This window comes from Micromonospora sp. NBRC 101691, from assembly GCF_030269285.1.
GTDB classification, from domain to species: domain Bacteria; phylum Actinomycetota; class Actinomycetes; order Mycobacteriales; family Micromonosporaceae; genus Micromonospora; species Micromonospora echinospora.
In genome coordinates this window covers 99,445-112,944 of the sequence record NZ_BSTB01000003.1, presented here as the reverse complement: position 1 = coordinate 112,944, position 13,500 = coordinate 99,445, and the positions used below count along the sequence as shown (strand labels likewise).

Below are 13,500 nucleotides of genomic sequence, written 5' to 3'. Positions count from 1 at the left end.
GTCCTTCGGCGAGCATTGCGCACATGACAGCTCCGACACCCCTGCCGCGCCGTACCCGCGCGGCTCATCCGCTCGCCCGCCTGGCCGCCGGGGCCGGCCTGCTGGTCGTCCTGGTCGCCCTGCTGCTCGTCCCGGCCGGGCCGGCGAGCGCGCACGCGGTGCTGGTGAGCAGCAGTCCGGCCTCGTCCGCAGTGGTGCAGAGCGCCCCGGCCGAGGTGGTGCTGACCTTCAGTGAGTCGGTCCGGCAGGTCACCGACAAGATCCGGGTGATCGCCCCGGACGGGTCGCGGGCCGACCGGGGCGGGCCGGTCTTCGACGGCGGTGTGGTGACCGTGCCGGTCGACCCGGAGGGCGGGCGCGGCACCTACCTGGTGAGCTACCGGGTGATCTCGGCCGACAGCCACCCGGTGTCCGGGGCGTTCACCTACTCGGTCGGCGCACCGTCGACGGTGCCGGTCGACTCCGGGGCGGACAGCGGCGCCGACCCGGCGGTGAGCCTGGCGACCAGGGTCGCCAAGTACCTCACCTACGTCGGTCTGCTGCTGCTGGTCGGGCCGGTGCTGATCTTCACCGCCTTCTGGCCCCGGCGGCTCTCCCGCACCGGGCCGGCCCGCGTCACCTGGACCGGCTTCGCGCTGGTGGTCGCCGGCACCCTGGCGGGGCTGTGGGCCCAGGTGCCGTACACCGCCGGCGGCGGGCTGCTCGACGTCGACGGCGGGAGCCTGCGGGACGTGCTGGGCAGTGACTTCGGCCTGGCCCACCTGGTCCGGCTCGGGCTGCTGGCCGCGTCGGCGTTCCTGCTGCGGCCGCTGCTGGCCGGGCGGGAGGGCCGGGCGGACCGGGTGATCCTGGCCATCCTCGGCGTCGCCGCGCTGTTCACCTGGCCGCTGGCCGGGCATCCGGCGGCCTCGCCCGCCCCGCCGCTGTCGGTCTTCGCCGACGCCGTGCACCTGGGCAGCATGGCGGTGTGGCTGGGCGGACTGGTGGTGCTCGCCGGGTTCCTGCTGCGGTCCGCCGAGGAGCACGAGCTGGACGCGATCCTGCCGGTGTGGTCGAGGTGGGCGGCGATCGCCGTGGTGGCCCTCCTGCTCGCCGGGACGGTGAACGCGTTGATCGAGGTGGGCAGCCCCTCCGCCCTGGTCGACACCACCTACGGCCGGCTGCTGATCGCCAAGATCGCACTGTTCGCGCTGGTGGTCGGGGTGGCGGCGGTCTCCCGTAACCTGGTGCGCCGGTGGCGGGAGGCGGCCCGGCCGAGGCCCCTGCGCCGGGCGCTCTGGCTGGAGCTGGCGGTCGCCGCGGTGGTGCTCGGGGTGACCGCCGTGCTGGTGCAGACCACACCGGCCCGCACCGCCGGAGCCGACATCGCCGGGAGCGGCAGCACCCTCTTCAGCACCACGGTGACCAGCTCGCTCTACTCCCTCCAGGTGGAGGTGGACCCGGCCGAGCCGGGCAGCAACTCCCTGCACCTGTACGCGTACCAGCCGGACAACCGGCCGCAGCCGGTGGTGGAGTGGAGGGCCACCATCGCGTTGCCGTCGGCCGGGATCGAGCCGATCGAGATCCCGCTGCTGCCGCTTACCGACAACCACGCCACCGGGGAGATCAACCTGCCGGCGTCGGGGGAGTGGCAGCTCCGGGTCACCGCGCGTACGTCAGAGATCGACCAGGCCACGGTGACCACCACCGTGCCCGTCCGATAAGGAAGGTTCCATCCCATGATCCGTCACCGGCGTATCGCGGCAGCCGCCGCCGCCCTCGCTCTCGGCACCGTCGGCACCGCCGTCCTCGGCTTCGCCGGGTCGGCCTCGGCGCACGTCACGGTCAACCCGCAGGAGGCCGCCCAGGGCAGCTACGGCCGGTTCGCGTTCCGGGTGCCGAACGAGAGCGACACCGCCTCGACCGTCAAGGTGGAGGTGGTGCTGCCGGAGAACGCGCCGGTCGGCTCGGTGTCCACCATGCCCGTGCCCGGCTGGACGGTGACAGTCGAGAAGCGCAAGGTCGACCCACCGGTGGAGGTGCACGGCAGCCAGCTCTCCGAGGTGGTGTCGAAGCTCACCTGGACGGCCGCTGCGGGCGGCGGGGTCAAGCCGGGGGAGTTCCAGGAGTTCCCGGTGTCGATGGGGCCGCTGCCGCAGACCGGGCAGATGGTCTTCAAGGCCCTCCAGACCTACTCGGACGGCAACGTGCAGCGCTGGATCGAGGAGCCCGTCCCGGGCGGCGAGGAGCCGGAGAGCCCGGCACCGGTGCTGGCTCTCGCCGCGACGACCCCGTCGGCCGCGCCCGCCGCCCCGGACGCCGATGACGACGAGACCGACGAGGTGTCGTCGGACGACACCGGGCTGGCCACCGGGCTCGGGGTCGCCGGGCTGGTCGCCGGCCTCGCCGGCCTGGGGCTGGGCGGCGCCGCGTTCGCGCGTACCCGACGGGAGCCGGCGCGGGACGCCTGAAGCCGCCACCACCTCCGCACCGGCCCCGTCGGATTCCCGACGGGGCCGGTGCGTTCAGGTGAATGTCCGCTTGATTGAGATATCCGGGGTTTGCGCCACTTGTCTCGGTAAGGTCGTCCAGGTACCTGGCTCAGGAGGAGGACGACACGAATGCGGTTCGCGCGGGCGCTTGCCGGAATGCTGTTGCTGGTCATCGGAATCCCGGCGCTCGTCGCCGGCGGTGCGCTCTGGTTCGTCGCCCACCGGGCCGACCCGGACGGCGGGTTCCGCGCCCGGTTCGAGCCGGTCGCGACCACCGGCCACGCCGTGGTCGTCACCGACCTGCCCGACCTGCTGCGCCGGGACGCGCCGTTCGTCCACGCCGGGGCGAACCGGCTCCGGTTGACCGCCGACACCACGGAGGGGCCCGCGTTCCTCGGGCTTGCCCCGACGGCCGAGGTGGACCGCTGGCTGGGCGACGCGCCCCGGTCCACGCTGACCCGCGTCGTGGTGGCCCGGGGCGCGCTGCCGGCACGGGTGGAACCGGCGGGCCACGCCGAACCCGCCGACCCGGCGCCCGGACCGGTCGGTCGGCCCTTCTGGACGCGCGAGGGCATCGGCGTGCTGGAGTGGACCCCGACCGAGTTCGACGACCGGCCGCTGAGCCTGGTGCTGATGCACCCGGACGGTCGGGCGGGCCTGACCCTCGACGTCCGGGCCGAACTGCGGCCCGGCTGGCTCACCCCGGCCCGTTGGGCGCTGCCCGCCGGCGGGGCGCTCCTGGTGGCCCTGGCCCTGCTCCTGCTGCGCCCGCCCCGCCCCCGGGAGGTGGTCTTCGTGGTCGAACCCGACCAGGTGCCGGTCCTCGCCCAGCGGCTCGGCGTGACCTCGCTCAGCGCGCTCGGCTCGTCGCCCGGCGACCCGCCCCCGACGCCGTCCGAGCGGATGTTGGTGGCGGTGGGCGGCCGTCCCGCCATCGGGTCGGTACCCGGTCGCCCGGCCACCCTCGCGGATCTGCCCGCCGACCGGCACGCGGAGGAGGACCGCCGGCCGGTCCCGCCCGGCCTGGTCTGGCCACCGCTGCCGCCCGACGGGCCGGGCGGGACGGCCCGGGGGAGCGGGGACCCGGACTGATTCCGGGCCCGGACGGCGGGTGGCCCTCCGCGCTGCCGACGCGGAGGGCCACCTTCACCGGGGGATCGGTGCTACCTGAGAGAACGTCTGAGGTAGGTGATACCAGATTAGCCGGAAAACACGTTACCCGTCAGTTCTGTCCATTTGATGCAAGTTTCGTCTTGGGGCGCCAGCGGATCCACCGGGGCGGCCGCGCGCGGGGCACGTGCGGACCCGCCTCGGCCACCCGGTCCCCGGCGGCCGGTCGCACCGGCAGCACCACCAGCAGCAGCAGCGAGAGCAGCACGTAGGTGTTGCGGGTCAGCACGTCCACCGGGTCGTCGATCCGGGCCGGACCGGCCCCCCAGTCCTGGAACGAGACCACCCCGTAGGCGATCACCAGGTAGGTGGCCACGGCCGCCACCACCAACCACCGGATCCGGGTCGGCCGGACGGCCGGACCGGGGTCGTCGGCCGCCGGCCGGGCGCGGTCCGGGCGCAGCCCGGCGTCGAGCATGATCACCACGGCCGGGATGAACCAGTAGATGTGGTGGGTCCACGTGATCGGACTCACCAGCCCGCCGACCAGCCCGGTCAGGGTCAGCCCGGTGAGCAGGTCACCGGCCCGCGCCGCCCGCCACGCCCGCCACAGGCCGTAGACGGTGACCGCCGCCACCAGCAGCAGCCAGACCACCCGGTCCGGCTTCTCCGGCACCGTGAAGCGGCTGAGCAGCCCGAACAGGGACTGGTTGCCGGTGTAGTCGGTGCGCCCCACCCGGTCGGTGGCCCACAGCTCGTGGGTCCAGAACCGCCACGAGTCGCGGGGCGCGACCGCCGCCGCCAGCAGCGTCGCCGCCGCGGCGGTCGCGCTCGCCACGATCGCCGCCCGCCAGCGCCGGGTCACCAGCAGGTAGACGATGAAGATGCCCGGGAAGATCTTGAGCGCCGTCGCCAGCCCCACCGCCACCCCGGCCCAGCGACTTCCCCGGGGTACGGCGAAGAGCAGGTCGGCCAGGATCAGCACCACCAGCAGCATGTTGATCTGACCGAAGGTGACGGTCTCCCGGGTGCTCTCCACCGCGAAGGCGAGCAGCACCGCCACGGTCAGCGTGAACAGGCGGGGCAGGTGGTGCCGGGCGATCAGCGGACCGACCAGCCACCGGGTCGTCACGACCACGCCGACCGCGGTGAGCGCGGTGAAGACGGTGATGGTCGCGCCGAGCGGGAGCATCGCGAACGGTCGCAGCAGCAGCGCGCTGAACGGCGGGTAGGTGAAGTAGAGGGCCCCCTGGACCCGGTCCGGCTGGCTGTAGTCGTAGAGCGGGTTGCCCGCCGCCCACCACTCCATCGCCCGCATGTAGATCTTCAGGTCGAAGAAGTCGTGCACGAGTCCCGGCAGGTAGAGGGCGGGCAGCACGGCGACGAGGGCCAGAACGGCCAGGAGCCGGCGGACCCTGCGCCCGCCCGGGTCCTCCTCGACCAGGGCGGGCGGAGCGGCAGGTTCGGCTGGCACGGGGAAACCCTAACGGTCGTCCCGCCCCACGGTGCGCAGGCGCGGGCCGTCTGCGCTGCGCGTAGTCTGTTCCGGTGGCTGATCTTCTCGTCTGGATCGACTGTGAGATGACCGGGTTGGACCTCGGCAGGGATGCCCTGATCGAGGTCGCCGCGCTCGTCACCGACCCCGACCTCAACGTGCTCGGCGACGGCGTGGACGTGGTCATCCACGCCGACGAGGAGAAACTGGCCGGTATGCCGGAGATCGTCCGGACGATGCACGAGAAGTCCGGCCTCACCGAGGAGGTACGCCGCTCGGCGGTGACCCTCGCCGAGGCCGAGGACCTGGTGCTGGAGTACGTCACCAGCTTCGTGAAGGATCCGCGTACCGCCCCGCTCTGCGGCAACTCCATCGCCACCGACCGGGGCTTCCTCGCCCGGGACATGCCCCGCCTCGACGGTCACCTGCACTACCGGATGATCGACGTCTCCTCGATCAAGGAACTCTGCCGGCGCTGGTACCCGCGCGTGTACTTCGGACAACCGGCCAAGGGGCTGGAGCACCGGGCGCTCGCCGACATCCGGGAGAGCATCCGGGAGTTGGAGTACTACCGCCGTACCCTGTTCGTCCCGCTGCCCGGGCCGGACGTGGAGACCGCCAAGGCGATCGCCGCGGAGCTGTAGGCGCGTGGCACCGTAACCCGCTGGACGTAACCGCCAGGGATGCGGCTATGATTAGCCGGTGCCACGGCTGGACCGGTGATCCGGGTTCGGTCGGCATGGTGGCTGTAGCTCAGTTGGCAGAGCACCGGGTTGTGGTCCCGGTTGTCGTGGGTTCAATTCCCATCAGTCACCCCATGCGTTACCCCAGGTGAGGGCCGGTTCTCTGCCGGCCCTCACCTGTATTTGGGGGCCATGTGGGGGCAGTCATCGGCGGAGCATCCTCCAGACGCGCCCGATGCCCACGCCGAGACGGAACGCCTTGACGTTGTTCTGGTTGCTGGGGGCAGCGACCATGTCCCGCGCCAGGAGGTACAGGGCGGGGATGCCGATCAGCGCGGCGACGAAGACCTGCACCAGCTCCCGTCGGGTGAGTTCGGCCCCGCTGCCCATCACCAGCATGATCACCACGTGGATGCTCTGGATGGTGGCGAGGGTGCACAGGATCTTCGTGGACAGCCGGGGGGCTGTCGTCCGGCGCTCGTCTGAGAGCCGGCGTTGGATGGGACGGTGGTGGATGGGACGGTGATGAAACGCGTCGTACACGTACCGATCCTCGCGACTCGAAGGGGTAAGGAGCCGGTGACAGTAGCCGTAGCTCCCGCCGGGCCTCAGGGTGGGGGCCGGCGCGCGTCCGCAGCATGAGCGGACCTGGTCGCGTCAGGCAGGTCGTGGGTCGAGCGCGGCGACGCCTCGGCTGTCGAGGTGTGCGCGGGCGCGGGCGACGGCGACCCGGGTCAGAGTGTCGTCGGTGGCGATGGCGCCCGTGGCGGTCAGACACGGCAGGTCGACCCCGCCTGCCGGCGGCTTGAGCCCGGAGGGCTGGGTTCCGTCGACCACGGCCCCCGGGCCCTCGCCGGGGCACTTCCCGGGCCGCCGGGTGGCACCGGCCGTCGTGGTCTTTGGCTGGACGCGGGGCCCTTGCCGGACGATGCGGCGCTGCTCGCATGGCTTGACGGCGTCGCGCCCGGGGTCGGCCTGCTCGGTGCCGCGGTCGGCTCGTGGCCGTCCGGACGGTCCGGCGCGGGGGCTGGCGACCGCCGCCGGGTCGGTCTCGGCCGGTGCCGCCGGTGCGGGCGTGACCGGTCGCGGTGCGGCCGGTCGCGGCGTGGTCGGGGGTGCGGGCGGGGCGTCGACGGGGGCAGGCTCGACTGGGGCCGGCTCGACCGGGGTCTGCGGCTGGGTGGGGCTGGTGACCGGCAGCAGGGGCGGCAGGTCCACGCTCACGGGCGGCACCGGGATGACGGGGATGTCGACGACGATGGGCGGCACGTCGAGCGGCGGCACGTCGAGGATGGGCTCGCGCGGCGGCTCCGGGGCGGCCGGTGGGGTCGGCTTGGCGGGCTCGACGGCTGGCGGGGTGGGGCGGCCGGCGGGCGGCTCGGCGGGGCCCTGGTCGACGGGCTCGGCCGGCGGCGGCGAGGTCGGCTCGTCGGGGACCGGCTCGGGCGGCGTCGGCGGCTTGGCCGGCCGGACCTTGCGGGTCGGCGGGTGGTCGGCGGGGTCCTCGCAGTCCACGGGCGGCCGGTGATGGCGCGGCAGCACGCGGGGCGGGTACTCGCGGTCGGGCCGGTCCAGGACGCGGTCGACGGCCCGCTCGGCGCGGTCCACGATGGCCGGCAGCGGCGGCCGGTCGGCGGCGGCTGCCGGGTCGGAGTCGAGGGCGGACAGGGTCAGGATGGCTCCGCCGGTGAGGCCGGCGGTGACGATGAAGGCGCGAACCCACCGTCGTCGGGCGATCTTGGACATGGCCAGCACCTCCCCCGCGCGGCCGGGTGTCCTATGGATCAGACCACGGATCTTAGTACGGCTGTGCGACGGCGCAAGCGCTCCGTGTTACTTGATCAGCGGCAACGGTGGGAGGCAAGTTGCATCAAGGCCATCCTGGCTGCGGCGATATGCCCGATCGGTGGATCTCTGTGGCCGCTTGCCCACCTGGTCCTCATACGGTGGGTAACCGGCGATCAACGGGGTGACTTGGGGCCCATGGCAAACGCCTCTCTGCTCGGATGACGCACGTACGGGCAGATCAGGCAGGGTGTCAGGCAGTGGTGAAGTCGAACATGTCCGCGCGGTACGGGCCTCGGGTCTGCGCTCCGACGTGGATGGTCACCACCGGCACGACCTCACCAAGCTCGATCCCCAGTGCTTCACGTTCCGCTTCGGTCGGCATGCGACACACGATCCGCGCTGCTCTCGGCACCTTGATGTGCTGCCGGGTCTGCTGCTGCACCACGCGCGTACCGTAGCCGCGCTCGGTGTACACCAGACCCTCTCCCCGCAGCACGGCGAGCGCACGGCGGACAGTTGGCCGGCTGACCCCGTACTCCTGCTCAAGGCGGCCTTCGTACGGCAGCAGCTCGCCGGGTCGGATCCGCCCGGAGGTGATGTCGGCGCGGAGCAGGTCGGCGAGCTGGAGGTAGACCGCCCTGGTGCTGCCGACCCTGATTACCACGCCCGGACGGTACGGACGCAGGTACGCATAGGGTGATATCGGGCGTGGATCATATGATCACACCCTCTCCGAACTGGACAGACGACAAACGCCCCCGGGGATGACTCCTCGGGGGCGTTCGGTCGGTGTACTACATGGCGGCGGAGCGGACCCGGGCGAACCGGTTCCACACCCGCCGTCCGATCCTCAGCCGCTTGCCGGTGGCGTTGCACCAGCGGCACGGGCGGGACAACTTCCGGTTCGTGGCGGACCGGTGGTGGGCCTTGCCGTCGCACACCCAGCAGTCCCGGAACGGGCGAACCCAGCAGGACAGGACGTACGACAGCGACCATGCCAGCAGCACGCCGACGGCGATGAGGGTCTCCTTCACGGGCATCTCCTCGAGGTAGCGGTAGCAGCGGAACAGGGGCCCCGGGCCCCTCAGATGGCCGATCCCGGGCGCTGGGCGCGTGGGGCGCTACTCGCTACCTGCCGGTGTTTCCGCAGTTCAGCAGGTAGCGGAGGGCGGTAGCGTTCGCGCTACCGGTAGCAGGGCCGGCGCTACCCGCGTTCGATGGCACGGCGTTGGATCGCGGCCTCGATCGCGGCCCGGTCGCAGCCCTGACCGACGCCGGACTCGAAGTGCTCCACGTCCTTCACGGACTTGCCCTTGACGCCCAGCTTGCGGACCATCGCGCTGATCGCGTCCGGGGTAACGTCGGCGTACGCCTCCGGGTAGGTCTCCTGTAGGCGGGCGGCCAGCGCCGGCCACGAGATGGTGGCCTTGCCGGCGTAGAACATGTTCAGCACGTCGGCGAGGACGTCGCGGGCCTCCCGGGTCATGTCCTCGCCGGCGGCCTCGCCGGTGAGCAGGCCGTGGGCTTCCCGGAACTGGCGGGCGGCGCGGAGGATCCGGTCGGCGTCTTCGGCGTCGGCGAGGAACGTCCGCACGGTGGGGGTGTCGTCGCTGGCCCCGTACAGGTAGCCGACACCGCGGTACTCGGGGCCGACCGGCAGGGTTGAGGCGTCGAACCCTTCGGCGTAGGCGTCGCCGCCGAGGACGGCCTCGCTGACGAGCCGGTTGCCGCACTTGAGCGCGAACCGGACGGCGTGGTTGTCGCGGTAGCGGGTGAACAGCCGCTGGATGTTCTGGCTGGCGCCGACACCCGACGGCTTCTGCGAGCTGGACAGGATGATGACCCCGGCGGACGGGCCCACCGCCATCAGGAACGACAGCAGCGCGGCGACTTCCTCCGCGTCGTCCTTGTCGTCGAGTTCGTAGTACACCTGGAACTCCTCGACGACGAGAACATGCACCCTGAGCTGCTCATACTTCCGCGACAGGTCCCGGGTGAGTTTCCCTTCCGGGCACTCCGACGGCGGCAGCTTCGCCAGGACGTCGTTGACGTTCTCCACGTGCGCCTTCAGATACCGCAGCGCGGTGAGCAGATGCCCGACCGGATCCCGGTCGCGGCTGTTCGGCACCGTTCCGAAGATCGCCATGTGGGCGACCATGCGGAACGCCGTCCAGTCCGGGGAGTTCTTGCCGTCGGCGACGATGACCCGCACGTACGGGTCACACGCCGCGTACAGGGCCAGCGCCCGGGCGGAGAACGTCTTGCCCTTGCGGGGCTGCGCGCCGACCAGCACCGAGTTCCACATCAGCAGCAGCGACACCAGGTTGGCCCGCTCGTCGAGGCCGAACGGTGCCGGCTTCCACACGTCGGTGGGCTTGAGCCGCAGCAGCGGCGTCCGCCCGGCGGGGATGGCGAGCTGGTCCTGGTCGGAGACGTACAGCATGTGACTGCGGTTGCTGGTGCGGTCCTTGCTGATGAACACCTGGTTGACGGACACGTCGAGGCCGGAGGCGATGGCTCCCTTGGCTTTGACCGCGTCGTCGAAGGTCTTGCCGTAGGGCAGGTTCACCAGCACCTGGGAGCCGATCTGCTTCGCGTCGCGGGACATGGTTCCGCCGAACTGGATGCGCAGGTCGGGCTTGTCGGGGTGACCGAGACCGGCGGCGTAGTAGGCGCGCAGCACGATGTCCGGGTTGAGCTTCCGGTACCGCGGGGCGACGACGGCCGGCTGGACGATGGGCTTGGTGGAGGGACGGCCGACGCGGGCGAGCACCGGCACGGCGACCGCGGCGGTGGCCATCAGCACCCACCCGGGCGACAGGGCGAGCGTGACGGCGGCACCGGCGAGCACCACTACCTCGCCGGCGAGCACGAGGCCGCGGTAGAGGCGCACGGCTTGGGCTTGCCGGTGGAGCTGCATGAACGTGCCGGGGTCGTTTTTGCTGGCGGCGGCCTGCTGGAGCGGGTACTGGTCGGTGAACCACCACCAGCGGACCTGCCGGCCGGCGAGGCGGGCGAGCCCGACGACCGCCCACCCGGTGGCCTGGACCGCGTACCAGGGTGCCCGGACGGCGTGGTAGCCGGCGTGGTGGGCGACCACCTCGCCCTGCCGTTTGATGGTGGCTTTGATGTTGTCGGGGCCGCGCCACTGGGCGGGGATGATGGGGCGGCGCTCGTCGTCCACGGCGACGAGGTCGACGTAGACGGGCGCGCGGGTGTCGGGCTGCTCGTCCAGCTCGATTTCGTAGTGGGTGTCGAGCGCTTCCTGCGTCATTGCTGCTGCTCCTTGCTCGTCGGCGGGCCGCGACCCGGGGTGGGGTGGTCGCGGCCCGCCGGGCTACTGCTGGGTGTGGTTGTGGCCGTTGACGGCGGCAGTCGGCCTGGGCAGGTGCCGGCGGATCGTGTCCTCCGACAGGCGGGCTTTCCGGGCGAGTTCTGCGATCGACGCCTGCGGGAAGCGGGCCGCAAAACTGGCCACCTTCTGCGCCTGCGACGGACGCCCGGGGCGGCCCGCAGAACTGCTGGGTTTTGCGGCCTTCGCAGCCGGTGCCGTCTCCGGCAAAACCACGGTGATCTGCGGCTGCGGGCGACCCATCCGGCGGGGCCGACGGTGCAGCGGAGTACGCCAGCGAACACGCGGGCGGGCGGTGTCCACCGGCACGGGTGCCGGCTGCGGACCGATCGGTTCGGCGTAGTCCCACGGGTCAACCGGCGTGGCGTCGTCGCCGGCCTCGGCCAGGTCCCGCTCGACGTCGGCGGCGGCCTTCTCCGCCCGCCGGGCCTCCTTCTCCGCCCGCCGAGCGGCCTGCCGTGCGACCCGTTCCGCGTTGTAGCCCTCCCACGCCCGCCGCGGGTCCCGCTCGTAGTGGTCGATGGACCACCGCTTCGCCATCCACGACCGGATCGGGAATGCCCTGCGGCGCTGCGGGGAGAACTCCACGCCGCCCTCGTCGATGAGGTTGGCGTCCTCGGCGAGGAGCTGCACGTGCTGGGCGCGGCGCGTGTGCAGACCCCACAGCCACGGCGACAGCAGCGACAGCAACGCGAACGCCACAGCGGCGGCCGTGGGCTTCACGCCGTCGGCGAAGTGCGCGTAGTTGATGACGCCGACGATGCCCGCGATCACCCACGACGCCCGACGCAGCGCCGCCGCCGTGGCGTGCGCCTTCAGCAGGAGCGCGTCGTGGGCGTGCCACTGCACGTACACGGCGATGGACTCCAGGGCGGCGGCGAACGCGATGGCGAACGTCAGCTTCGCTGGCCACTGCCAGTCGGCGGGGGCGATGTCGGCGTACGCGTAGGCGGCCTGCGCGTACGCGGCACCGGCGTTGATGAGCAGCAGCGGCAACACCGGACGCAGCTTGGTGAGGAACTCCTCGCGGCTGGTGCGGCGCCGCTCCCGGGCCGCTGCCCGTTCCTGCCGGCGCACCTCGTGCCGGCGGCGGGTCTCCTCCTCGTCGGCGATGGCCCGGCGGCGGTCCTCCTCGGCGGCGGCTTCCCGCAGCTCCCGGTCAAGCTGCGCCTGGAGGCGCACCCGTTCGATCTCAGCCTGGGCGGCTTCCCGCCGGGCGGCGGCCTGGGCGGCGATGACAGCCGGGTCGACGGGGGTGCGCTGGAACAGGCTCACCGGGCCACCTCCACCGGCCGGTCTGGGCGCGGCAGCGGGTGCCGGCGCGGCGTCACCACCGCCGGCCGCGGCCCGGGCGGCGGGGCCTGCCGGTCCAGGTGCCGGTCCGCCGACGCCTGCAACAGCAGCGACGCGAGCGCGACAGCCGGGGGCAGAAGCCCGCCGGCGAGGAGCCGCCACCCGGGCGACCCGGCGGGCAGGGACACGGCAGCCATCCAGGTGCCGGAGAAAACAACGGCACCGGCGATGTGGCCGGCGATGCGGGCGCGGTTCATCAGACCCCCTTCGGGTGGTGGACGGTGTCGACGTAGCTGGCGCCACCGGTGGCGGTGCGCTCGTACAGGTCGGCGTACTGGCCGGGCTGGAGCAGCCGGCGGGCGGCGTCTCCGGCGGCGTCGATGTCCCGCAGCGCGTCACCGGAGACGGCGACGTGCAGCTCCTGGCGGGCGACGGACCGCCCGTCGCTGTCGTAGATGTTGGCCAGGAAGCTCACGCCGCACCCCCGTACTGCGTGGTGACGCACATGCCGGCCGCGCCCACCTGGTGGGTGCCGCACGGGTAGTCGGTGTGGTTCTGGCCGAGCGCCAACCCCGCCAGCGCGGCACCGATGAGCAGGGTGCGCGCGATCCAGCGGGGAACGGGCATGATGAACATGGGAATTCCTCCAGGGGTTCTCGATAGGGCCCCGGCGGGCGGTGGAGTCGCCTCGCCGGGGCCGCTCTCATTGGTCAGGGCCGGCGGGTGCTCTTCTGCGTGCAGGTGTGCTGGTCGTTGGGGCCGGCACCGCAGTACGGGCAGTACGTGTGGCCGGGGTCGGGACGCTGCATGTCGATCTCCGTTCGGTTGTGCCGTCCAGTTGGTCTGGCCGGTCCCGCGTGGGCACCCGGGTGATGAGCGGATGCCCCGCGGTGTGCGGTCGGCGCCGCCGGTCGGCGGGGCGGTTCGGAGTGAGCGGCCGGCGGGCGGTGAGGCGCATGCCCCGACCGCCCTGCGCGACGGTGGTTCATATGGACCTCGCTTGCGGAGTTCATGTCTCTGATGAGACGCTAACTCCTGCCATCCCGTGTGTCAACTGAGACAGGACTGATACCGTGACCGACGTGATCCGCCCGAAGACGCAGCACACCGAAGAGCAGCGCGCCCTCCTCGCCGCCGCTGTGAAGGCCGCTCGGGAAGCGGACGAAGCCGAGGAGCGCGCCTGGCAGGCGATCAACGAGGCCCGAAAGGCAGGCGTGCTCGACACCGTGCTGTGCGACCAAACCGGCCGCAGCCGCGCGACGCTGAACAGGAAGTTCGGTCCGCGACCGAGCTGAACCCCGGACACGA

15 protein-coding genes and 1 tRNA gene are annotated in these 13,500 nt (G+C 72.4%); 6 read left to right on the top strand and 10 right to left on the bottom strand.

Annotated features, from left to right (window positions below; genetic code table 11):
• Window positions 1-23: 23 nt before the first annotated feature.
• The 3 genes from QSK20_RS07225 (at window position 24) to QSK20_RS32240 (ending at window position 3,563) form a co-directional block, all read left to right on the top strand.
• Window positions 24-1,703 carry a copper resistance CopC/CopD family protein gene (locus tag QSK20_RS07225; protein WP_285787793.1) on the top strand — a complete coding sequence of 560 codons (1,680 nt, stop codon included), beginning with the start codon at window positions 24-26 and terminating at the stop codon, window positions 1,701-1,703.
• A gap of 15 nt (window positions 1,704-1,718) precedes the next feature.
• A complete protein-coding gene (locus QSK20_RS07220; protein ID WP_285787792.1) occupies window positions 1,719-2,450 on the top strand; it encodes a YcnI family copper-binding membrane protein in 732 nt (243 codons plus the stop codon).
• A gap of 150 nt (window positions 2,451-2,600) precedes the next feature.
• Entirely contained in the window at window positions 2,601-3,563 is a 963-nt protein-coding gene (locus tag QSK20_RS32240) for a hypothetical protein (RefSeq protein WP_502888868.1), read from the top strand.
• Window positions 3,564-3,693: 130 nt separating this feature from the next.
• Here the strand turns inward: QSK20_RS32240 and QSK20_RS07210 are convergent, their stop codons facing one another.
• The gene (locus QSK20_RS07210; protein ID WP_285787791.1) at window positions 3,694-5,055 is read right to left on the bottom strand and encodes a glycosyltransferase family 87 protein; all 1,362 of its coding nucleotides are present in this window, start codon (window positions 5,053-5,055) and stop codon (window positions 3,694-3,696) included.
• A gap of 74 nt (window positions 5,056-5,129) precedes the next feature.
• On the opposite strand from QSK20_RS07210, the gene orn reads away from it, so the two are divergent.
• Together orn and QSK20_RS07200 are read left to right on the top strand one after the other, a co-directional pair.
• Window positions 5,130-5,720 (top strand): oligoribonuclease, encoded by a 591-nt coding sequence (gene orn / locus QSK20_RS07205; protein ID WP_088980373.1) that lies wholly within the window; start codon window positions 5,130-5,132, stop codon window positions 5,718-5,720.
• A gap of 98 nt (window positions 5,721-5,818) precedes the next feature.
• Window positions 5,819-5,894: transfer RNA gene (locus QSK20_RS07200), tRNA-His, on the top strand.
• Window positions 5,895-5,963: 69 nt separating this feature from the next.
• Here QSK20_RS07200 and QSK20_RS07195 read toward each other — a convergent pair.
• From QSK20_RS07195 to QSK20_RS07155, 9 genes are all read right to left on the bottom strand, one after another.
• On the bottom strand, window positions 5,964-6,302 hold the full coding sequence (locus tag QSK20_RS07195; RefSeq protein WP_285787790.1) for a hypothetical protein: 339 nt from the start codon (window positions 6,300-6,302) through the stop codon (window positions 5,964-5,966).
• A gap of 114 nt (window positions 6,303-6,416) precedes the next feature.
• The gene (locus tag QSK20_RS07190; RefSeq protein ID WP_285787789.1) at window positions 6,417-7,505 is read right to left on the bottom strand and encodes a hypothetical protein; all 1,089 of its coding nucleotides are present in this window, start codon (window positions 7,503-7,505) and stop codon (window positions 6,417-6,419) included.
• Window positions 7,506-7,797: 292 nt separating this feature from the next.
• The gene (locus QSK20_RS07185; protein ID WP_285787788.1) at window positions 7,798-8,211 is read right to left on the bottom strand and encodes a GntR family transcriptional regulator; all 414 of its coding nucleotides are present in this window, start codon (window positions 8,209-8,211) and stop codon (window positions 7,798-7,800) included.
• Window positions 8,212-8,341: 130 nt separating this feature from the next.
• Complete coding sequence (locus QSK20_RS07180; RefSeq protein ID WP_285787787.1) at window positions 8,342-8,581, bottom strand: hypothetical protein; 240 nt, start codon at window positions 8,579-8,581, stop codon at window positions 8,342-8,344.
• A gap of 170 nt (window positions 8,582-8,751) precedes the next feature.
• On the bottom strand, window positions 8,752-10,821 hold the full coding sequence (locus tag QSK20_RS07175) for a cell division protein FtsK (protein ID WP_285787786.1): 2,070 nt from the start codon (window positions 10,819-10,821) through the stop codon (window positions 8,752-8,754).
• Window positions 10,822-10,884: 63 nt separating this feature from the next.
• Entirely contained in the window at window positions 10,885-12,174 is a 1,290-nt protein-coding gene (locus tag QSK20_RS07170; RefSeq protein WP_285787785.1) for a hypothetical protein, read from the bottom strand.
• A complete protein-coding gene (locus QSK20_RS07165; protein WP_285787784.1) occupies window positions 12,171-12,449 on the bottom strand; it encodes a hypothetical protein in 279 nt (92 codons plus the stop codon). The genes QSK20_RS07170 and QSK20_RS07165 overlap by 4 nt, the downstream gene beginning before the upstream one ends.
• On the bottom strand, window positions 12,449-12,667 hold the full coding sequence (locus tag QSK20_RS07160; protein ID WP_285787783.1) for a hypothetical protein: 219 nt from the start codon (window positions 12,665-12,667) through the stop codon (window positions 12,449-12,451). The genes QSK20_RS07165 and QSK20_RS07160 overlap by 1 nt, the downstream gene beginning before the upstream one ends.
• Entirely contained in the window at window positions 12,664-12,828 is a 165-nt protein-coding gene (locus tag QSK20_RS07155; protein WP_285787782.1) for a hypothetical protein, read from the bottom strand. The genes QSK20_RS07160 and QSK20_RS07155 overlap by 4 nt, the downstream gene beginning before the upstream one ends.
• A gap of 437 nt (window positions 12,829-13,265) precedes the next feature.
• Here QSK20_RS07155 and QSK20_RS07150 point away from each other — a divergent pair, with 437 nt between their 5' ends.
• A complete protein-coding gene (locus tag QSK20_RS07150) occupies window positions 13,266-13,487 on the top strand; it encodes a hypothetical protein (protein ID WP_285787781.1) in 222 nt (73 codons plus the stop codon).
• Window positions 13,488-13,500: the final 13 nt, after the last annotated feature.